Annotated in this window: 18 protein-coding genes; 7 read left to right on the top strand and 11 right to left on the bottom strand. The window is 52.7% G+C overall.

The window, feature by feature from the left end; translation table 11 throughout:
- Positions 1–66: 66 nt before the first annotated feature.
- A complete protein-coding gene (locus tag HV127_RS26310) occupies positions 67–1,653 on the top strand; it encodes a TerC family protein (RefSeq protein WP_182207315.1) in 1,587 nt (528 codons plus the stop codon).
- A gap of 327 nt (positions 1,654–1,980) precedes the next feature.
- Here HV127_RS26310 and asmA read toward each other — a convergent pair whose 3' ends face one another.
- The 4 genes from asmA to alkA all read right to left on the bottom strand — a co-directional run bounded on the left by asmA (position 1,981) and on the right by alkA (position 6,132).
- On the bottom strand, positions 1,981–3,828 hold the full coding sequence (gene asmA / locus HV127_RS26315) for an outer membrane assembly protein AsmA (RefSeq protein ID WP_182239850.1): 1,848 nt from the start codon (positions 3,826–3,828) through the stop codon (positions 1,981–1,983).
- 27 nt (positions 3,829–3,855) lie between these two features.
- A complete protein-coding gene (dcd, locus tag HV127_RS26320; protein ID WP_110275488.1) occupies positions 3,856–4,437 on the bottom strand; it encodes a dCTP deaminase in 582 nt (193 codons plus the stop codon).
- A gap of 90 nt (positions 4,438–4,527) precedes the next feature.
- Positions 4,528–5,169 carry a uridine kinase gene (gene udk / locus HV127_RS26325; protein ID WP_110275489.1) on the bottom strand — a complete coding sequence of 214 codons (642 nt, stop codon included), beginning with the start codon at positions 5,167–5,169 and terminating at the stop codon, positions 4,528–4,530.
- Between the two features lie 114 nt (positions 5,170–5,283).
- Entirely contained in the window at positions 5,284–6,132 is an 849-nt protein-coding gene (gene alkA, locus HV127_RS26330) for a DNA-3-methyladenine glycosylase 2 (RefSeq protein ID WP_182240850.1), read from the bottom strand.
- A gap of 136 nt (positions 6,133–6,268) precedes the next feature.
- Here alkA and yegD point away from each other — a divergent pair, with 136 nt between their 5' ends.
- Entirely contained in the window at positions 6,269–7,621 is a 1,353-nt protein-coding gene (gene yegD / locus HV127_RS26335; RefSeq protein WP_182239852.1) for a molecular chaperone, read from the top strand.
- Between the two features lie 100 nt (positions 7,622–7,721).
- On the opposite strand, the gene HV127_RS26340 is transcribed toward yegD, so the two are convergent.
- Positions 7,722–9,008, bottom strand: a complete 1,287-nt coding sequence (locus HV127_RS26340) for a citrate synthase (protein WP_182207318.1) — start codon at positions 9,006–9,008, stop codon at positions 7,722–7,724.
- Positions 9,009–9,912: 904 nt separating this feature from the next.
- On the opposite strand from HV127_RS26340, the gene HV127_RS26345 reads away from it, so the two are divergent.
- The 4 genes from HV127_RS26345 to HV127_RS26360 all read left to right on the top strand — a co-directional run bounded on the left by HV127_RS26345 (position 9,913) and on the right by HV127_RS26360 (position 13,722).
- Positions 9,913–11,793, top strand: coding sequence for a sensor histidine kinase (locus HV127_RS26345; RefSeq protein ID WP_228727504.1), 1,881 nt, complete (start codon positions 9,913–9,915; stop codon positions 11,791–11,793).
- Positions 11,790–12,488, top strand: coding sequence for a response regulator transcription factor (locus tag HV127_RS26350; RefSeq protein ID WP_182239856.1), 699 nt, complete (start codon positions 11,790–11,792; stop codon positions 12,486–12,488). The genes HV127_RS26345 and HV127_RS26350 overlap by 4 nt, the downstream gene beginning before the upstream one ends.
- Positions 12,489–12,856: 368 nt before the next feature.
- Positions 12,857–12,997 (top strand): small membrane protein, encoded by a 141-nt coding sequence (locus HV127_RS26355; protein ID WP_142462796.1) that lies wholly within the window; start codon positions 12,857–12,859, stop codon positions 12,995–12,997.
- Between the two features lie 107 nt (positions 12,998–13,104).
- The gene (locus tag HV127_RS26360) at positions 13,105–13,722 is read left to right on the top strand and encodes a transcriptional regulator (RefSeq protein ID WP_182239858.1); all 618 of its coding nucleotides are present in this window, start codon (positions 13,105–13,107) and stop codon (positions 13,720–13,722) included.
- Positions 13,723–14,026: 304 nt separating this feature from the next.
- Here the strand turns inward: HV127_RS26360 and HV127_RS26365 are convergent, their stop codons facing one another.
- Positions 14,027–15,301 (bottom strand): dicarboxylate/amino acid:cation symporter, encoded by a 1,275-nt coding sequence (locus HV127_RS26365; RefSeq protein ID WP_182207321.1) that lies wholly within the window; start codon positions 15,299–15,301, stop codon positions 14,027–14,029.
- Positions 15,302–15,499: 198 nt separating this feature from the next.
- On the bottom strand, positions 15,500–16,618 hold the full coding sequence (locus tag HV127_RS26370; RefSeq protein ID WP_182239860.1) for a succinylglutamate desuccinylase/aspartoacylase family protein: 1,119 nt from the start codon (positions 16,616–16,618) through the stop codon (positions 15,500–15,502).
- A 14-nt stretch (positions 16,619–16,632) separates the two neighbouring features.
- Between HV127_RS26370 and HV127_RS26375 the strand changes: the two genes are divergently transcribed.
- Positions 16,633–17,088, top strand: coding sequence for an Lrp/AsnC family transcriptional regulator (locus tag HV127_RS26375; protein WP_182207648.1), 456 nt, complete (start codon positions 16,633–16,635; stop codon positions 17,086–17,088).
- Here the strand turns inward: HV127_RS26375 and HV127_RS26380 are convergent, their stop codons facing one another.
- The 4 genes from HV127_RS26380 to HV127_RS26395 form a co-directional block, all read right to left on the bottom strand.
- Entirely contained in the window at positions 17,089–17,814 is a 726-nt protein-coding gene (locus tag HV127_RS26380; RefSeq protein ID WP_182207323.1) for an ABC transporter permease subunit, read from the bottom strand.
- The gene (locus HV127_RS26385; RefSeq protein WP_182207324.1) at positions 17,811–18,503 is read right to left on the bottom strand and encodes an ABC transporter permease subunit; all 693 of its coding nucleotides are present in this window, start codon (positions 18,501–18,503) and stop codon (positions 17,811–17,813) included. The genes HV127_RS26380 and HV127_RS26385 overlap by 4 nt, the downstream gene beginning before the upstream one ends.
- Positions 18,504–18,566: 63 nt before the next feature.
- Positions 18,567–19,340 (bottom strand): ABC transporter substrate-binding protein, encoded by a 774-nt coding sequence (locus HV127_RS26390; protein WP_182207325.1) that lies wholly within the window; start codon positions 19,338–19,340, stop codon positions 18,567–18,569.
- Between the two features lie 28 nt (positions 19,341–19,368).
- A complete protein-coding gene (locus HV127_RS26395) occupies positions 19,369–20,130 on the bottom strand; it encodes an arginine deiminase family protein (RefSeq protein ID WP_181485656.1) in 762 nt (253 codons plus the stop codon).
- Between the last annotated feature and the right edge of the window lie 382 nt (positions 20,131–20,512).

Raw genomic sequence — 20,512 nt, forward strand, 5'->3', positions numbered from 1 at the left:
ATTTTATCTATGCCTTATCCATGATCGGTACATGGCACTCTTAGGTTGTAAAGGTTTTAACTGATTATGGAATGGATTGCCGACCCTTCGATCTGGGCCGGACTCATAACTCTTGTCGTTATTGAGCTGGTTCTCGGTATTGATAATCTGGTCTTTATCGCAATTCTCGCGGAAAAACTTCCCCCGGCGCAAAGAGACCGTGCGCGGGTAACGGGCCTGCTGCTGGCAATGCTGATGCGTTTGCTATTGCTGGCTTCTATCTCCTGGCTGGTCACCCTAACTAAACCACTGATTATCTGGCACGATCTGAGCTTTAGCGCCCGCGACCTGATCATGTTATTCGGGGGATTATTTTTGCTCTTTAAAGCCACTGTCGAGCTCAATGAACGGCTGGAAGGGAAAGATAGCGATAATCCCAGTCAGCGCAAAGGGGCAAAATTCTGGGGAGTCGTGGCGCAAATTGTAGTACTTGATGCCATCTTTTCCCTAGACTCCGTCGTTACGGCGGTCGGAATGGTTGATCATCTGGCCGTCATGATGGCAGCGGTAGTTATTGCCATTAGTCTGATGCTAATGGCCAGTAAAGCTTTAACCCGTTTTGTTAACAGCCACCCGACGATCGTTATTTTGTGCCTGAGCTTCTTGCTCATGATTGGCTTTAGCCTGATAGCCGAAGGTTTTGGTTTCCCGATCCCGAAAGGCTATTTGTATGCCGCAATCGGCTTCTCGATAATGATTGAATCCTTTAACCAATTGGCGATGTTCAACCGTCACCGTTTTCTTTCGGCCAATCTGACCCTGCGTCAGAGAACAACTGAGGCGGTCATGAGCCTGCTGAGTGGCCACAAAGAAAAAGCCGAACTCGATAGTGATGGTTCCTCGCTTATCGCTGACCATGACGACAATCCGCTCTTTAATCCCCAGGAACGAAGAATGATTGAGCGGGTCCTCAATCTTAACCAACGCACCGTCAGCAGCATCATGACCTCGCGTCATGACATTGAACATATCGATCTGAGTGCGCCGGAAGATGAGATTCGTGCATTACTCGATAAAAATCAGCATACGCGCGTGGTGGTCACCGGTGGTAATGATGACGACGATATGCTCGGGGTCGTGCACGTTATCGACCTACTGCAACAGTCGCTGCGTAACGAGCCGCTCGATTTACACGTTCTTATCCGCCAGCCGCTGGTATTTCCGGAGGCGCTGCCGCTGCTTTCTGCTCTGGAACAGTTCCGCAACGCCAGGACCCACTTTGCCTTTGTTGTTGACGAGTTTGGTTCCGTAGAAGGAATTGTTACGCTCAGCGACGTGATGGAAACTATTGCAGGTAATCTGCCTAATGAAGTCGAAGAGACCGATGCCCGCCATGATATTCACAAGAACAGTGACGACACCTGGACAGTCAATGGTCATATGCCGCTGGAAGATTTGGTGCAGTACGTTCCTTTACCGCTGGATGAGAAACGTGAATATCACACTATTGCCGGTTTACTGATGGAGTACCTGCAGCATGTCCCGCAAGAGGGCGAGGAAGTGGAAATTGCCGGGTATACATTGCGCACTTTGCAGGTGGAAAGCCATCGGGTACAAAAAGTACAGATAGTGCCGCCAGTACATGAAGAAGATGAACTGGATTATGAAGTGTAACGCCTTCATATGTGAACAGGGTGAAGGGTGGTAAATCAGTTGTAGAAAGTGCGCTAATGTTTATGTCGGGTGGGGGCTAACGCCTTACCCGACCTACAAAACCTGCACTCGTATTCACGCCAGGTGCCAGCTTACGCCCTTCCCGCCCGACAAAAAATGTACTCGTATTAACGCCGGGTGGCGACTGGCGCCTTACCCGGCTAATAAAACCCGCACACTCTTAGCCTGTAGGCCCGCGCAAGCGAAGCGCCGCCGGGCGATTTCACAACAGAGCATATTGCCAGCAATTCGGGCACGAGACGCTTCTTCTGCTTTTCCAGGCCAAACTCACAGCTTATCGAGCAGCTTCTTCACATCCTTCCCGTCCTGGGAGTTTTTATTGCGATCCGCCCAGTCATTCAGGCGTTTTCTGGCTTCATCTTGCAGCTGTTTACGCAGAATCTGGTCCACCTGCAGGCTATAGCTCAACGTCTGCCAGTTACCATAAATACGCAGCGGAATTGCGGTTTGCTTGAGTCTGTCAATGAGCTTGCTCTCGCCCTTCCAGCCACCCAATACTCTGACGTTAAAACGCATATCGCAGTCTTCTTTCAGCAGGTTAAGCTCACCTTGTCCGGTGAGCGCCATCAGTTCAGATTGCCCCTGCATTCGCCTTAACGTCACCAAGCCATTATCCAGCTCCAGCGCACTGCTGACAGAATCGAGCCGGGTGGCGTTATCGTAGTTTTCCTGCGCCTGCACATTGGTGCTGCGCTCAACGGCCTGCTGCACGAGCTGCTGGAAATTGAGTCCTTCAGTACGCGTATCCGTCATCTGGATTTGCGCCTGCCCTTGCCAGTTACGACGGAAATCATCGGCATCTATTTTTTCGCCGGAGAAGTCCCCGCTCAGCGACAGCTTACCTGTGAGATTTAACGAATAGTTAAAGGCTTTCAGAATCGAGCCGATCTCAATATTGTCGAGTTTCGGCTGGAACGAGGCCTGCGGCGTATCGCTCCGGGCGTCCAGCGAACCTGGCAGCGAGAGGTTGCCGCCATCCAGATTTCCCTGCAGCTGATTGATCGTCAACAGCCCCTGCTGATTACTGATATCACTTTTAACCTGGGTAAAATTCATTCCTCGCCACTGAAGCTGGTCAGCCGTTAGCGTCATTTGCGCATTAAAAGCGCGCAGAGCGTTGTAATCTTGCTGAATATCGCTATTGGCGATAACTGGACGCAACTGGCGAGTCTGACTCTGCCCTTGCTGGTTGGCTCCGTTATCAGCGGCAGGTGAAGCATGAGTCAGTAAGCTGTCCAGGTTCAGCGTGCTCGCCTGAAGATTCAGCGTCCAGTCAGGTTGTTCGCCTAACACCACGCTGGCATTGCCGGTAATAGCGCTGCCGTTGGCGCTTAAATTTAGTTTGTCAAAACTGAGTTTTTTCGCGTCTTCAAACCAGCTTGCCTGCAGGCTGCCCTGACCACTGATCCCCGCAGCAGGAAGTTCAGCGCCACGAAGCTGCCAGTTCAATTGTGAAATTTCCGCCTTCAGGGAGTGAGGATAGTCGCCGCCCTGCACTTGAGCGGAGAGCGAAAGCGCCAGGTCTCGCTGATCGCGGTTAATCCGGCCAGAAAAATCGAGCGTCGCATGATGATGCTCATCCTGTTCCATCTGCAGATGAATATCGCGCACCGTGACCTGTTCGCCGTCTTCATGCTGGAAGAAAAGCACGCTATCGGCGATCTGTAGCTGCCGGACATCATACGACCAGCCGCGATCTTCAGACACCTGCGGCAGCGTATTATCATGTGGAACCACCGGCGCATTTTGACTACGCACGGCTTCGGTTTTGGAGGTTAGTTGGATAACAGCGCCTTTCAACATCACCTGCTTTACCTGCAACTGATGAGAAATCAGCGGCATCAGCGCAACGTCCAGGCGCATATTGTCGGCACGAATCACCGGTTCGGCAGCGCCAGGCGCGGTCAACGTCATGCGACCAGAGAGAATACTGAGCTGCGGCCAGACGTGCCAACGCAGCGGACCGTCGAGCTCAAGCTGATAGCCGCTACGATCCGCGACCTCTTTGACCATATAGGCGCGAAAATCGTTGGGATTGACCAGCAATACCAGTGCGGTAAGACCGGCGACAACCACCGCCAGCAAGATCATCAGCGTCGTCAGAATTCGTCTCATGGCTTCCTCAGCAAACCGCTTAAATTATCAGTCCTTGTCGATTCGACTCGCCACCGCACCCTGCTGGTCACGATATTTGGCATCTTCACGACGGTTATAAGGCCGCGCTGCCGGGCCAGATAACGGTTCAAAGCTTAGCGCCCCGATAGGCATTCCCGGACGCAACGCCAGCGGCAGTTTGCCGGAATTATAGAACTCAAGCACGATGCAGCCGGACCAGCCCGGATCGATACGGTGTGCGGTGACGTGAACCATCAACCCAAGACGCGCCAGCGAAGAACGCCCGTCGAGCCAGCCAACCAGGTCTGCAGGCAACGTCACGGATTCATACGTTACCGCCAGCGCCAGCTCACCAGGATGCAGGAAAAACGCCTCTCCTTCCGCCAGCACAATCTCCTCGCTCATCACGCGATCCAGCGCTGCGCTGACTTCCGCTTTTGGCCCGCTCAGGTCAATAAAACCCGCGGTGTGGCCGCGAAATGTGCGGAATTTATTCCCCAGGCGGACATCAACCGTCGCGCCATTAATCCGTTCTACAGGTGGACGTGGATTAATGGCCAACCGCCCCTCATCCAACCAGGCTTCTATATCTCGGTCGCACAGACGCATGAACGTTCTCCTTTAAGGCATCGCGCCCTTACGCCTTCCGGGGATAAGGGCAATTTGGCTTCTCTTTGCACGTTACACAATTCGTTCGTGTTATTCAAAGAACTGACTGATTTTGGCCTTCAGAATATCGATGGCGATGCGGTTTTTACCGCCGCGAGGCACAATAATGTCGGCATACTGCTTGGAAGGGTCGATAAACTGCAGGAACATCGGGCGAACGGTTTTCTGATACTGCGCCATCACAGAATCCATTGAACGCCCACGCTCGTTCACATCACGCTTAATGCGGCGCATCAGGCAGATATCCAGCGGGGTATCAACGAAAATAGAGAAACTGAGTTCATTACGCAGGCGAACGTCAGTCAGTAGTAAGATCCCTTCAAGGATGATCACTTTCTTCGGTTCAATATGAATTGTTTCCGGCATGCGAGTGTGCTCGACATAGCTGTAAACCGGTAACTCAATCGGCTGGCCGCTTCTCAGCATCTGTAGATGCTGAAACAGCAAACTATGATCCATCGAACTTGGGTGGTCATAGTTGGTTTTTACACGCTCTTCCATCGACAGATGACTTTGATCCTTGTAATAGCTGTCTTCCGGAATAACGCCGATATGCTCATCGCCGACTTGTTCACGTAGTTCACGATAAAGCGTGCTGGCGATGAGGCTTTTGCCCGAAGCCGATGCGCCGGCGATGCCTATAATGACGCACTGATGAGACGTATCAGTCATAAATTTTTGCGACCTGATTAACCTGGGAATGTAGGAAGGGTGGCGGTTGAACGCCAAACTCGGCAATTATAGGGATTTCAGGCCTGCGATACTAGTGCTAAGCGCCCTGCCCGGCTATTCCTCATCCGGCGACCAGCCTTGCGTATACCATATGTGCAATAACGCATACGATCGCCACGGCTGCCAGCGGCTGGCGTAACGCGCAATACGCGTCGGCGTCATTCCGGGGAAGCGCTGTTTAATCAGGTAGTCATCCGGCAGAAAGATATCCTGCGCCTGCCAGCCGCGAAGCGCAAAATAGCTGGCGGTCCAGCGGCCAATGCCGGGCAGCGTCTGCAACTGCTTCATTCCGGCTTCTATATTATCTGGCGCAACTAAGGGCAGCTCGCCGCTGATTGCCGCCTGAGCTAAATGAATCAGGGCTTCTGCACGCCGAAGCGGCATTCCCAGCGCCTTTAACGCTTGCGGGTCAGCCAGTGCCAACTGGTGCGCGGTGGGGAAAAGGTAAAACTCCGGCGCATCGGCGAGCGGTTCCCCCCACGCAGCAGCGACTTTTCCGGCCAGTTTCGCCGCCATGGCCACGCTGACCAGTTGCCCCAGCACCGCACGTACCGCTTGTTCAAAGGCGTCAAGGGAACCCGGCAGGCGTAAACCCGGCCTCGGCTGCGCCAGCTCCCCCAGCGCCAAAGCGACCTGCTGCGGGTCACAGGATAAATCAAACAGTCGCGCAATACGGGCCAGGCACTCATCTGCCACCGGCTCCAGCCCGGGGGAAAGCGTGACTTGCATTCCTTGTGCCGCTTCGTCCGGCGTGACGGTTATCAGACCGGCATGGCCCGCCAGCGCAAAACTGCGGATATAGCGCCCGTCAACGAAGGTTTCAACCCCCTGCACCGCACGAGCGCCAAGAAAACTAAACATCCACTCCCAGTCATAGGGAGGGTGCCAGGCTAACAGCGTCATCATTTCTCCTTTTTCAGCGCTTCAATCATAGCTGCGGAACGTCGCATGCGCCTTGCTTTTAAATTCCAGTTGTCGCGATGGCATCAATCCGCTAAAGTCGCCCCCCTTCTTCACTGGCATGGGGATTTTGCAGGCTATGTTTATTGGTTTTGACTACGGTACCGCTAACTGTTCAGTCGCGGTGATGCGCGACAATATTCCGCAATTGCTAACGCTGGAAAACGGCAGTTCACTGCTGCCATCAATGCTTTCAGCGCCCACTCGCGAAGCGGTCAGCGAATGGCTCTACCGCCATCATGAAGTCCCGACCAGCAGTGATGAAAACCAGGCGCTGCTGCGGCGCGCCATCAACTACAACCGCGATGAAGATATCGATGTGTTACGCAATAGCGTGCAGTTTGGCCTCGCCTCGCTGCATCAATACGTCGACGATCCGGAAGAAGTCTACTTTGTGAAATCGCCGAAATCGTTCCTCGGCGCCAGCGGACTCAAGCCGCAGCAGGTTGCGCTATTTGAAGATTTAGTCTGTGCCATGATGCTGCATATTAAGCAGCAGGCACAAGCGCAGTTGCCGGAAACCATCGACCAGGCAGTGATTGGGCGACCGATTAACTTCCAGGGGCTCGGCGGCGATGAGGCCAACGCCCAGGCGCAGGGAATTCTGGAACGTGCGGCAAAACGCGCAGGCTTTCGCGACGTAGTATTTCAGTTTGAGCCGGTTGCGGCAGGGCTGGATTTCGAAGCGACACTCAGCGAGGAAAAACGCGTTCTGGTTGTTGATATCGGCGGCGGTACCACTGACTGTTCACTGCTGCTGATGGGGCCACAATGGCGAGAAAAAGCCGATCGTCAGCAAAGTCTGCTCGGGCACAGCGGTTGTCGTGTCGGCGGTAACGATCTGGACATCGCGCTTGCCTTTAAATGCCTGATGCCGCTGCTGGGCATGGGCGGCGATACTGAAAAAGGCATCGCCCTGCCGATTTTGCCGTGGTGGAATGCGGTAGCAATTAACGACGTTCCCGCACAGACTGATTTTTACAGCACCGCCAACGGCCGTCTGCTGAACGACTTACTGCGCAGCGCCCGCGATAGCGAGAAGGTTGCTTTGTTGCTGAAAGTCTGGCGTCAGCGTCTGAGCTATCGTCTGGTTCGCAGCGCGGAAGAGAGCAAGATCGCCCTTTCCGCACAGTCGAGCGTCACGACCGGGCTACCGTTTATCAGCGACGAGCTGGCGACGGCTATCAGCCAGCAGGGTCTGGAAGCGGCTTTAGATCAGCCGTTAACCCGCATTATGGAACAGGTGCAGCTGGCGCTGGATAACAGCAACGATAAACCGGATGTGATTTACCTGACCGGCGGCAGCGCTCGCTCGCCGTTGATTAAAAAAGCGCTGGCGGCTCATCTGCCGGGCATTCCAATTGCCGGTGGCGATGATTTTGGCTCGGTAACGGCAGGATTGGCCCGCTGGGCGCAGGTGGTGTTTCGTTAATCATTGATTGTTTCCCCGGATGATCGGGGTTTCGTAGGCCGGGCAAGGCGTCAGCCGCCGCCCGGCAACAATACGAACACAATATTAAAACCGTGCTCTGTTATTTCCCTTCACGACGCGAAACGTAATCTCGCATCTCTTCTCCGGTATAAATCTGTCGCGGGCGATAAATGTTCAGCGGCGCTTCATGCATTTCGTTCCAGTGCGCCACCCAACCGAGCGTTCTGCCTACGGCGGTAATCACCACAAACATCGACGCAGGCAACCCCATTGCTTTGAGGATCACGGCCGTATAAAAGTCGACGCTCGGCGACAGGCCATTCTCAACAAAATACGGGTCGGTCAGCGCCACCTCTTCAAGCGCCATCGCCACCTGCAATGGCATATCGCACATGCCCAGCTCTTCCAGTACCCGGTGACAGGTCTCACGCAATATAGCCGCTCTAGGGTCAAGATTACGGTAGCGAGAGTTACCAAAACCCAAGCGACGGAATGCCTGCGGATCGCGTTTTGCTCTACTCAGGAAGGCGGGGATTTGGTCAACGGTCTCAATCTCTTCCAGCATTCGCATGCTGGCTTCGTTAGCCCCGCCGTGTGCTGGCCCCCACAGGGACGCAAGCCCCGCGGCAACGCTGGCGAATAAGTTTGCTCCGGAAGAGCCCGCTGCCCGCACAGTCGTGGTCGACGCGCACTGGCCGTGGTCAGCATGCAGCACCAGAATCTGATTCATGGCCTGCTCAATCACCGGGTTAAGTTGATATTTTTCTGCCGGGATCGCAAACAGCATATGCAGGAAATTACCCGCATAAGAGAGATCATTACGTGGATACTGCGCCGGCTGTTCAATGGAAAACTTATAGCTCATCGCCGCCAGGGTTGGCATTTTCGACAGTAAACGCGTCGCGGCCAGTGCGCGGTGTTCCGGGTTTTCGACGTCCAGCACATCGTGATAAAACGCTGCCAGGGTCCCTACCAAAGCACACATTAATGCCATCGGATGGGAGTCGCGACGAAAACTGCTGCACATGCGGGCAATCTGCTCGTGCACCAGGCTATGGCGGGTAATTGTTTCGTTGAAAACCTGATAGCTGGCTTCGTCTGGCGCATCGCCACGCAGCAGAATATAAGCGACCTCAAGGAAGTCACACTGACGAGCGAGTTGATCCACCGGGTACCCGCGATGCAGCAGAACGCTATTTTCGGTATCAATCCAGGAGATGGCTGACGTACAGCCTGCGGTGTTGCTAAAACCGGGGTCAAAACTGCATATCCCTAAAGGCGCTAACGGGCGTATATCCATGCCAACGTGGCCGAGAGTCCCGGTGACCGTACTCAAAGGAATTGACCGTTGTTCATCCAAAGAAAGCATTAACGATTTCGTCGTCATCCTGTAAGGTCCCCCTGTACAACATAATGAATAATTTGCCTGGCCATTTCTCCAGGCGGAATTGCCAACATAACCAGAGTCGCCCAGGGATTCTTTGATATGAATAACCAAAACATTCACAAAGGCGCATTATTATTCGTCGTTTTAGTGAAACTTCGCCACACTCCCCATCGAATAAAATAATGAACAACCGATCATTTGCATGACTTAAATCCTGCGATTTTATGCATAAAGGATGATTTTATTTTACATTCGATAGCCAATCGTGGTTCCTCATTTTATTCAGCATTTACTCCCACATCATTACCCAATGATATCAATCCCTGGCCCCCCAATAGCGACAGGAGGGTCTACACGCGAGACTGCAGGTTCGATCGTTGATACCGTTCGACGGTGGTGCTTTTTCAGACTCCCTCGTAACATACCAATAAATAAAAAATTAATTAAAGTGTAATATCTGCGACTATCAGTAGCCGTCGTTATTAAATAAGCTATTGCAAATTTTATATATCTATACCAATGGCCCACTGGCTAATATCAAAAACGCCTATGCTTTGACGGAATTTTTAGCTTGCATATCCTCCCTTTCTCCCCATACGTTAACCTGACATGAGAATTTACCCAAGGCAGGTCTGGCCAGTTGCCCGACATGCAAATAACGCTGGAATAATATCTTTGACAACAGCAGAATGCTGCGTCGTCCAACCCTACGAGTTTATTTCCCGGATTCCGGGGGATTGCCTGTGCCAGCAGCAGGCTTCATCGCCGTTCATATCGTACTGGTTTTATTAATCCATACCGCAAGGGGTCGTGATTGAATCGTGTGTGCGCAGTTTTTGATATTGTTTGCCGATGCAACAGACTTCATTTCTGGGCATGGAGTGGCGTATTTTTTGCTCTACAGATGTTGGCCCCGGCTCGCGCGGAAGTCCGTCAACTGGGTATCGATATTCCTGTATACTGGTACGCCGACGCCAGCGACAAAATGACGTTAGATGCCTTTCTTTCTCTGCCGGAAGATGCGCTGAAAACGGCACCGCTGATTCCCTCGTTTGGCTATTCGCCAAAGACCTTCTGGTTGCGTACCACGCTTCCTGCGGCATACTTCGCCGGTGAACAACGCTGGCTGCAGCTGGGCCCGTCATTTGTTGATCATCTAAGCGTATTTTATCGTCCTTACGGCAGCGATAGCCCGTGGATACGAAAAGAGTTTGGCGATCATGCTCCCGCTCGGGATAACGATCTCGACTATCGGGAGAGCGTGCTGATTTTACCGCCGCCTCCCACCGTTGAGGGCTACGAGATAGCATTCCGTCTCCAGAGCAGCAGCACACTCATTCTGTTGGCAACCCTCTCTTCCCCACAGGAGTTTGTGCGCTCTGCGACTCTCGACACGGCCTTCTGGAGCTTTTATTTTGGTCTGGCTGTGATTGCCAGCGGCATCGCACTGTGGCTCGCCGTTGCGCTGCGCCGCCGTTTACTGTGGGGGATCTGCTTGTTCTCCCTCAACTATCCGCTGGTGGCGGCACTGCACGGTTATCCTGAATGGCTCTTTGGCGACGTGATGTTGCCGGTGCAGGATTACATGATCAGCTGTTTGTCGCTGGTGAGCTACGCCACTGCCCTGTGGATGCACAGCGAGGTTTTTGATCTTAAAAAGAATATGCCGCGACTGCATAAACTGCTGCTGGCGGCTATCGGGTTAAATATTATCTTGCAAATCAGTATCCCGTTGGGCTTCTATGGCCTGGCGATGCAGATAGAAGCGGGGATATTCTTCGTCGCCGCCCCTATTCTGCTGATAACGTCCTGGACGCTGTGGCGGCGTAAAGCGATTGACCTGAATACGCTACTGCTGGGGCTGCTGCCGCCGGTATACGTGGTATCCGCCGCGCTGGTTTTGCTCTCCATCCATGGCGTCATTCCCTTTCATAATATGGTTTATTCAACCTGGCAGTACGCGCTGATTATCCATATCGTCACCGTATTGATTATCGCCGTGCTGCGCGTTCGCGCGGAAAACCGCAAGTTAATGAAGAAACAGCAGCTGGCGCGGGAGCTACAGATTGAGCGCGAAGCTAGTTTCCATCAGCGCCAGTTTATGGGCATGGTGGCGCATGAGTTCAGAACACCGCTGGCAATTATTCAGGCCGCGCTGGAAAACTTACGCCTGTGCTCTTCAACCTCTGTGCAGGAACCGCGCCTCGACAGGATGCAGCGGGCGACGACCCGGCTGGTGCAGTTAACCGATAACTGTCTGGCCGACGCCCGCCTGTCGTCCTATGCCCTCCGGGCTGATAAGCAAGATTCAGAACTGCTACCGGTCATTCAGATGGCCGCGACGGTCGTCGATCTTTCGCTGAATCATTATTTAACTGTCACCCTTGATGGGCAAACTACCAGCCCGGAATCGTCCTCCCCGGTGCTATTTATTGACGGCGGGTTGCTATGTATTGCGCTCGCCAATCTGCTCGATAATTCGGTCAAGTATTCCGCTTCAGGTGAGATTTGTATCGAAATTCATCAACAGAAAACGCCGTTCGAAATACGGATTAGCGATCGCGGGCCCGGTATTCCGGGTGAACAGGTTGAGCTGATTTTTGAGCGCTATCGCCGCGGTGAGACGCATACGACAACGCCTACCGGAACTGGCCTCGGATTGTATGTTGCCCGACAAATCGTACAAGCCCACGGTGGAGACTTGTGGTTAGCCAAAAACACCCCTGCCGGATGCGAATTTGCGCTCACTCTCCCACAGACCGGACAGCAGAAGGAAAAATCATGACATTACGTGTGGCTATCATCGAAGATAGCGCTGATTTACTCGATGAACTGCTGGCCTTTTTACGCCATCGCGGATTCGACGCCTGGGGCGTGCGCAGCGCAGAAGCATTCTGGCGTCAGCTGCATCGCGATCCGGTTGATATCGTACTCATCGACATCGGCTTACCGGGAGAAGATGGATTTAGCGTGCTAGACTATCTGCACGAAATTGGTCAGTTTGGACTGGTCGTCATCACCGCCAGAGGGCATGAGCAGGACCGGCTCCAGGCGTTAAATTCAGGTGCTGACCTCTACCTCATCAAACCGGTGAATTTTTCCGATCTCGCCGATAGCATTAATGCGCTTGGCTCCCGGCTTCGGCAGCAAAAACCGCCAGTTAACGCTCCCCAGGCAGTATCAGCGGAACAGTCAGCGTCGTCGCCCTGGACGCTGCAAGTTGAGCAGCTTGTCGCACCTTCGGGGCTGACCCTACCGCTGACGCAACAAGAGTATCGGCTGCTGGAGGTCTTAATGCGTAATCGTAATGAAGTCTGTAACAAAGTTGCCCTGCACGACTGCTTGTTCACCGATGAAGGCGAACCGGAGCTGCACCGAATCGACGTGGTCATCAGTCGTTTACGGCACAAGGCCCGCCTGCACGGCATTACCCTGCCTATTCGCGCCATTTTTGGCAAAGGTCTGGCGTTTATTTCCTGATATCTCTCGCCCCGGCAGTCACCAGTCTGCCGGCTTAGTCCGTCCTTTCTGTACTGTTTCATTACTATTACGTTATGAATTCGGCTTTTCTTGTTAACTTTTTTTCATTTTTTGAGAGGAATGAGAGAAATGAGACTGACAGCATATTAAGAATTTTCCTACATTGACATGGTGTCGTGAGCGAACCACGTCAAAGCGTCATTAAGATAATGGACTGTCGATAAATTCAGCAACCTCTGAATTCCGGCCGTTTGCCACACGCTTTGCTCCCACGATCGCCAGTACGATTTTGAAGAAGAGTATAAAAATATTCTCGTGCGTACGATGTACTGTTTTAACACCTAAAATTAAGTTAAAGGATATCAATCATGGCCATGCAAACATGGTTAGCCTTATTGCTGTGTATATTTTGCCTTTGCGTTTCCGTCTATAGTCTTGTTTCTTATATCAGAGACAGGAGAAAACAGAAGTTTCCGTTTTCAACGAAAAACTCTTCGCGCAGAAGATAATTAAAGCCACAGCAATAATAAAAAATCTGCACAGCAACAATCACCGCATACGCCCGGAGGATTGATCACAACATGGCGTTATGTTGATTTATCAGGAAAATAACGCCATGAAAAGAATAAACATCGCAATAAATACTAAAAATACGTTTCTCAGAGAATCTTTGGTTTCAATGGTCAATGAACTGACCGGCAACAACGATAATCTCGCTGCCAGTTTTTCTTATAAGCATAATGACTTTTTAGATAAGGATATCATTATTGCTGAAGTTCTCCCTGGAGAGATCTATCTGTGCAATACCAGCATAAAGAATCGCAAGAAAAACAGCTCAGTGATCATATTACATAGTTATGACAAGCTCCCGGAAAAAGAGTTAATCGTTAACTGCCTGAAAGGCGTTATCTTTGTCTCAATAAAATCGGTCAACATTGATAAAATGTTTGAAATTATTGCCCTGGAACTAAAAAGGTGTGAACGCCTGACGCTGGCGCAGGTTACAGATTCAACGCTAATCTGCGCTAACTGCCCGCATAAAATGCTATCACGATCGCAGATCGCCGTCGCCAATGGCATTATTCATGGCTTTGACATCAGTAAGATTTCGGCCCTCAACAAGGTCAGTATCAAAACCACCACCTGGCACAAAAGTAAAATCATGGAAAAATATAGTCTTAATAACAATTATGACTTTTTCCAGTTTATTAATTTGTTAAGAGAGCGGTGGTAACCTGTCTCATATGCCAATCATTGATAACATTAGAGCATTGAAAATTAGGAATTTGACGGCTTGTACAGGAAGATATTCCGAAAAAATATCACCCGGTAAAAAAGGTCTACTCTGACACCATAAGCAGCAGGTAGTATTGTTCGATTCCTTGGTATAAAGATACAGCTGTGTATTTTTATACAATAAGAAAAATGTCTCTATCGAGGAATATGTCACTTCGTCACATTGCCCCTTGCGTGCCTGTTAGGGGCCTCTTTTTCATCTCATGCAGCAAAACGCCCCCATCAGAGAGGGCGGATGGCCATCAGGCTTCGACCTGCTGAGGTTCAACCTCAGACTCAGGCTCTTCTTCCCGTAATAAACCTTCATTTTTCGACAGCATCGCCGTGGCGATACCGTTACCCAGTACGTTAATCGCCGAACGCCCCATATCAAGGAAATGGTCAATACCCATCAGCAGCAGAATACCGGCAACGGGAATATTGAAGCTTGGGATAGTCGCAGCCAGCACCACCAGCGCGGAACGGGGTACCCCGGCAATCCCTTTTGACGCCAGCATCAGGGTCAACATCATGACGGTGATTTCGCTAAAGCTCAGCTGAATATTGTAAGCCTGGGCGATAAACATGGCGGCAAAAGAGCAGTACACCATCGATCCAACCAGGTTAAAGGAGTAACCGATCGGCAGAACAAACGACACGATATTGCGCGAGCAACCGAATTTAACCAGCCGTTCCAGGGTCTTTGGATAGGCAGCTTCGGAGCTACTGGTCGTGAACGCTACCAGCACCGGGTCTTTGAGCATGTTCAGCAGGCGGAAAACCTCTTTTTTCAGTACCACGTAGCCTACCGCCAGCAGCACCGCGCTGGTCAGTAAAATAGCGACATAGTAACCGCCAATAAAAGAAGCATAGTTAAGCAGGATGCCCAACCCTTGCGAGGCAATAACCGAGGAGATCGCGGCGAAAATTGCCAGCGGCGCGACATACATTACATACCCGGTCACCTTCAGCATAATGTGGGAAACCACATTCAATGCCGCGACCAAAGGCGCATTGAATTTTTCCCCCAGCGACGCGCCGCCAATGCCAAAGAACATAGAAAACACTACGATTTGCAGGATTTCATTGTTGGCCATCGCCTCGGTAATGCTGGTCGGTATGGTGTGGGTCAAGAAGCCTTTTAAGCTCATGCCGCTCACCGCCAGCCCCGTCTCAACGGACTCTTTAGGGATCGTCAGATTTAAGCCGGTACCCGGATGCTCAATGCTTACAATCACCAGCCCGACCAGGATGGACAGGATTGACGAAGTGATAAACCACAGCATCGCTTTGCCGCCAACCCGCCCGATTGTGGCCGTCTCGCCAAGGCGCATGATGCCGACCGTCAAGGTACTGAAGACCAATGGCGCAATCACCATCTTAATGAGGCGCAGAAACACATCGGTCAGCAGCGTAATGTTTTCAGACCATGCGGTAATGGTCGTTTGCGCGGCATATGCGTGTATCGCCGCGCCGGAGAGGATCCCCAACAGCATGAAAATGATGATGAATAGCGTGAGTTTGTTTGCACTTGCCACAAAAATTAACCCCTGATTTATTTAACATGTTGATCTTAATGCTCATGTATTTTATTTATTGGAGAGCATTAAACATTCACCATACAAATTTAATAAAAGCAGGAGAAGTTACAACTGTTTTTTAGTTTTTATAGTAAAAGTTAATGTGCGCGTTGATGTGCATCAAGCCGCAGAGAGCCTCAGCAAACCGTCCGGTTCTTACATCGCCAGCCCGCCACCGCCGCTAAACGGCTGCTCTCCGGCGATTTTCATCACTTCCGCCCCGAGAGTCACAAACGGCGCACGACGGCTGGCATAGATCAGGCCGCCCGCTTTCGGCCGTACCGCTTTGACCATATCAGTAAGCGGATCGATGATTTCCGCAACAACATCGTCGCGGCTGACCCACTCACCAGGCTGTTTTAGCTGAACTAAAATTCCGGTTGCCGGGGCAGTGACAATCTCTCCGGCGGCAAACGGCAACATTACCGTTTCCTGCTGCGGCACCTCAGGCTTATCGCCCGCCAGCACGCCGCGATATTGCAGATAGCGGTAAATTCGTTCGGCGTCCTCACACGCGGTGGCGTGATTCACATCCTGCTGCCCGCGCAGCTCGACGGTCACCGCCATACAGCCAGGACGGTATTGCTGCCACTGTGGATACTGCACGGCCAGACGTCGCCATGGTAAACCACAGGCTTCATCAAACGAGTTGCCGCCGCTCTCCTGCGACAGCAGCACCGCGCCAATGCCGAGAAACGCCGCCATAACGCCTGCTTCCTCCTGCCAGTCCGGGTCGGCGTACAAATGCAACATGGCCTGGTCGTCACAGTGCAGATCCAGGACCAGATCGGCATCGCAGGCCAGACTCAATAGATGATGACGCAGGGCCTGAACTTCACTCTCGCTGGGAAGTGCCGCTAATGCGACCTGCATTGCGCCGCGCACTCGTTGCAAGTAATGCATACGGGAAACAGGCAATTCCGCATCGATATGCGGTCGCGCCAGTAAGGCCAGGTCGGGGAAGTCACGATTAAAATTGCGCCCGCTAGCCAGATCAAAACGGCCAATACCACTATTGAGCAGCACCTGAGCCAGCCCCGGCGGGTTCGCCACCGGCACGAGAATGATTTCACCGCGCAGCTCACCGCGTCGCTCCGCCTGACTCAGCAATCTTTTAAGATAGTGCAAAACCAACATGCCCGGGATTTCATCGGCGTGCAGCCCCGCCTGCAGATAGACTTTTTCCCCGGCTCCGGGCTCGCCAAAGTTAAAATGGCTTAATTGCCTCTGCCCACTGAGCGCATGTTCAGGTAACGTATGGTGTTTAATGTTCATTGGACGTCCTGGTTGTGGAAAAGAAAGCCCGGCTTGACCGTATTGATCATAAGATCCTTGAAATCCTGCGCCGGGATGGCCGCATTTCTTATCAAAAGCTCTCGGAGCAGGTAAACCTCACCGCGCGTCCCTGCCTGGAACGCGTGCGCGGCCTTGAGCGCGACGGCATTATTCGCGGCTACAGCGCGATCATTGAACTGCCCGAGCCGGAACACGCTTTTGTGGTGCAGGCGCAAATCGCGCTGGCCGATCACGGTCGCTCGCAGCCGGTATTTGAACAGGAGATGCGCCAGACGCCTGAAGTACTGGACTGCTGGCTGGTCAGCGGCAGCTTTGATTTTCTGGTGCGCATCGGTTGTCGCAGCATGGCCCACTACTGCCAACTGGCGGATAGCTGGCTGACCAGTAAAAAATTTCATGTTGATAAAATCGTCACCCTGACCGAACTGCAATCCATTAAGCGATCCTGATTAGCCGCGACGAATAAATGCCAGCCAGCGCCTCTCGGCACGTGAAAAGGCAAAAATCAGCAAAAAAGTGCAGAGCAGATACAGCGCGGCGGCCATCAGAAACGGAATGAACGGCGAATAGGTCATGGCGTAGAAGGCGCGCGCCACGCCGGTGACATCCAGCAATGTGACGGTACTGGCCAACGATGTGGCGTGCAGTAAAAAGACCATTTCGTTGTTCAGCGCCGGAATTCCCCGTCTGAGAGTCGCGGGCAGAACCAGACGGCGGATAATCTGCCATTTGCCCATTCCATAGGCTTCCCCGGCAACCCACTCCTGACGCGGAAAAGTCACCATCATCCCCGCCAACAATTCCGCGACGTAAGCAGAAGTGTTCAGCACCAGCGCAAGCGCCGCGCAAAAGGTGGCATCGCGAAACAGCAGCCAGAACGGCTGGTCGTTCATCCAACCCGTCTGCACGATGTCGAACTGCGACAAGCCGTAGTAAATCAGCATCAGTTGCAGATAAAGCGGCGTACTGCGGAAAAAATAAGTAAATGCGCGAATGGGCAGCGCCAGCGCCCGAGGGCCGTAAACCTGCCCCACCGCCATCAGTACCGCCAGCACCATGCCCGGGATGATCGAGAGTAAAAACAGCTCTGCCGTCACCGCCAGCCCGCTCGCTGCTCCGTTGCCGTCGCTCCACAAATAGCTGGGAAGCGCGTCAATAAAGGTTTGTACATTCATAGCGTCGCTCCCGCCGTTGAAGAGCGCAGCGCGTAACGTTTTGCCAGGCGACTAAACAGCCAGCTGGAGAGCGCGGTGATGACCATATAAATCAGCGAGACCAGGAAATAAAACAAGAAGGGCTTTTGTGTGGCGCGCCCGGCCTGTTCAGCCAGCCATACCATATCCTCCAGGCCGAGGATCGAGACCAGCGCCGACGCTTTCATCAGCCCCAGCCAGTTATTGTTAATGCCCGGAATCGCAAAGCTCAGCATCTGCGGTAGCATCACCCGACGGAACACCGTCCACGGGCGCATCCCATAAGCCTGCGCCGCCTCTGTTTGCCCGCTATCAACGGTAAGAAACGCGCCGCGAAAGGTCTCGGTGTAGTAGGCCCCGAAAACAAAACCAATCGCCAGTACGCCGGAAATAAAAGTGTTGAAGCGAACGGGACCCAGCCCAACCAGCCCCAACAGCAGATTCACCAGCATTTCGCCGCCGAAAAACAGCAGCAGCATAATCACCAGCTCCGGGATACCGCGCACTAACGTGGTGTAGGCGGTGGAAAACAGGCGCAGCCACGGCGGGCCAAACAGCTTAATCAGTGAATTGACCAGTCCCAGCAGCAGGGCCACCAGCAGCGAAGCCAGCATCACGCACAGCGAGAGCGCCGCGCCGCGTAACAGTAACGGTAAATAATCTGCGACCATGTTCAGCCTTCCGCTTGTACCCTAACGGGGCGCAAATCATCGACTGCGCCCTCCCCCTCCAGCTTATTTGCCGTAGATATCAAAGCTGAAATATTTTTTCTGAATGGTGTCGTAGGTGCCGTCGGCACGAATCGCTTTAATCGCGCCGTTTAGCGCGTCACGCAGCGCCGGATTGTCTTTATTGACTGCGATCCCAACGTCAGAGGAGATGCCGCCGTCCTGGATAACCGGACCGGCAAAGGCAAACTTCTGCCCGCGTGGGGTATCGATAAAACCAGTCGCCGCCTGAATATTATCCTGCAAAGCGGCGTCGATACGACCGGAAAGCAGGTCGAGATAGACGTTATCCTGGTTTGCGTAACCGACGATTTTCACGCCGTGATTAGCCCAGTTGGCCTTAGCAAAAGCCTCATGAGTGGAGCCTGTCTGGACGCCAACGGTCTTGCCTTTCAGCGTCGCAACATCCGGCAGCAGCGGACTGCCTTTACGTGCCACCAGCTGCGCCGCGCTGCGATAGTAGCGGTCGGTAAAATCCACTTCCTTCTTGCGCTCATCGGTAATGTTCAGCGAGGCGATAATGGCATCGAATTTATGCGCATTCAGCGCGGCGATCATGCTTTCGAACGGCTGCTTAACGAAAACGCATTTCGCTTTTAGCTGCGTACAGAGCGCATTGGCGATATCAATATCAAAACCGGTAATTTCACCGCTGGGTGCCAAGACATCGAAAGGCGGATAGCCGCCATCGACGCCAAAACTGATGGTGTCAAACTGCTGGGCGGCCAGCGGCGCGCTGAGCGCCATACAGGCCAGTAATGCGGCGATGCGTGTTTTCATTTCGGTTTCCCCGGTGTCGGCGCGGTAATTAAAAACGCAGTGAGAGGCAGGTCAGCCCGCCATCCATTTTCTTAAATTCGCTGGTGTCGAGCTGCACAATGGGCATTCCCAGCTTGCTGATTTCGCCCAGGGTATGGGGGTAACCCTGCGGCGTAATTAAGGTATCGTTAATCCACAGCGTATTACCAGCGTAGGACTCTTCTTCAGGGATAACAATGCTGTTAAAACCGTTAAACGCCGGGTGGTTAACGTAGCCTTCCGTCAGCAGCAGCGTATTGCGGCCAACGTAGTTAACAATTGATTTCAGATGCAGACCGGCGCTCACTTCAATCGCCGTCACCTGATAGCCGTGTGGCTCAACGGCGGCGGCAAACTCGCGAATGCCCTGCTCATCGGTACGCGCCGTCAGGCCGATAAAAAACTGCTTGTCCACCAGCAGCACATCGCCGCCGTCCATATGCCCACGCTCGCTCATCTGCACCAGCGGACGAAAACCCGCCAGCACCGGCGCGATGGTGTCAACTTCGCCCTGGCGGCTCGGTGCGCCCGGATGGGTAATCACCGCCAGTTCCGGCATCACCACGGCGGTATCTTCAACAAAGTGCGCATCCGGATAATCTGCCGCCGCAGGCAGCACGGTCACTTTGAGACCGAGCTTAAGCAAAGTTTCGACATAAGCGAGAAACTGGCGAGTGGTGCTGGCAACATCCGGTGCGCCTAGCTGTGCGGTAGTTTGGCCCGCACCGCAGGTAGCGGCCGGTAGACGAGCGATGGCTTGGGTAAAATGCATAAAGAACCCTCTGGTATTGGTCGCTTTGATAAAGGCAAAATAATGAGTGAATTTGATTATCAAACAGATACGACCGCCAATCAGGTTGAATCGCATCCAGCGGCTGCTTATTCACGCTGTATATCAGTTCAGATTCGACGCAATCCGCTGTTGGTATCAAGAAACAACGGATACCGATAAATAAATATCGGCGTTCGCAAGATCGGTGGGTAAAAATCGATAAGCGTAAATTACGCGTAAATATTCACCGTAAGCCTCTCAGCAAAAAGCGTTTTATCCAGACATATCTCAACAGTCTTTTCATAATTCCTCCATTTTTAAGCAGCGTTCACTGACTAAACTAGTATCATTCCGTGAAACGTTTCAGGATGAGATAGCAAAT

Origin of the sequence: Klebsiella sp. RHBSTW-00215 (genome assembly GCF_014103785.1) — a bacterium.
Taxonomy (GTDB): domain Bacteria; phylum Pseudomonadota; class Gammaproteobacteria; order Enterobacterales; family Enterobacteriaceae; genus Klebsiella.

Bases quoted from the DNA above. Each gene is read 5' to 3' on its own strand.
- HV127_RS26310 (WP_182207315.1), top strand. From the start codon at position 67: ATGGAATGGATTGCCGACCCTTCGATCTGGGCCGGACTCATAACTCTT.
- asmA (WP_182239850.1), bottom strand. From the start codon at position 3,828: ATGAGACGAATTCTGACGACGCTGATGATCTTGCTGGCGGTGGTTGTC.
- dcd (WP_110275488.1), bottom strand. From the start codon at position 4,437: ATGCGTCTGTGCGACCGAGATATAGAAGCCTGGTTGGATGAGGGGCGG.
- udk (WP_110275489.1), bottom strand. From the start codon at position 5,169: ATGACTGATACGTCTCATCAGTGCGTCATTATAGGCATCGCCGGCGCA.
- alkA (WP_182240850.1), bottom strand. From the start codon at position 6,132: ATGACGCTGTTAGCCTGGCACCCTCCCTATGACTGGGAGTGGATGTTT.
- yegD (WP_182239852.1), top strand. From the start codon at position 6,269: ATGTTTATTGGTTTTGACTACGGTACCGCTAACTGTTCAGTCGCGGTG.
- HV127_RS26340 (WP_182207318.1), bottom strand. From the start codon at position 9,008: ATGACGACGAAATCGTTAATGCTTTCTTTGGATGAACAACGGTCAATT.
- HV127_RS26345 (WP_228727504.1), top strand. From the start codon at position 9,913: ATGTTGGCCCCGGCTCGCGCGGAAGTCCGTCAACTGGGTATCGATATT.
- HV127_RS26350 (WP_182239856.1), top strand. From the start codon at position 11,790: ATGACATTACGTGTGGCTATCATCGAAGATAGCGCTGATTTACTCGAT.
- HV127_RS26355 (WP_142462796.1), top strand. From the start codon at position 12,857: ATGGCCATGCAAACATGGTTAGCCTTATTGCTGTGTATATTTTGCCTT.
- HV127_RS26360 (WP_182239858.1), top strand. From the start codon at position 13,105: ATGAAAAGAATAAACATCGCAATAAATACTAAAAATACGTTTCTCAGA.
- HV127_RS26370 (WP_182239860.1), bottom strand. From the start codon at position 16,618: ATGAACATTAAACACCATACGTTACCTGAACATGCGCTCAGTGGGCAG.
- HV127_RS26380 (WP_182207323.1), bottom strand. From the start codon at position 17,814: ATGAATGTACAAACCTTTATTGACGCGCTTCCCAGCTATTTGTGGAGC.
- HV127_RS26385 (WP_182207324.1), bottom strand. From the start codon at position 18,503: ATGGTCGCAGATTATTTACCGTTACTGTTACGCGGCGCGGCGCTCTCG.
- HV127_RS26390 (WP_182207325.1), bottom strand. From the start codon at position 19,340: ATGAAAACACGCATCGCCGCATTACTGGCCTGTATGGCGCTCAGCGCG.
- HV127_RS26395 (WP_181485656.1), bottom strand. From the start codon at position 20,130: ATGCATTTTACCCAAGCCATCGCTCGTCTACCGGCCGCTACCTGCGGT.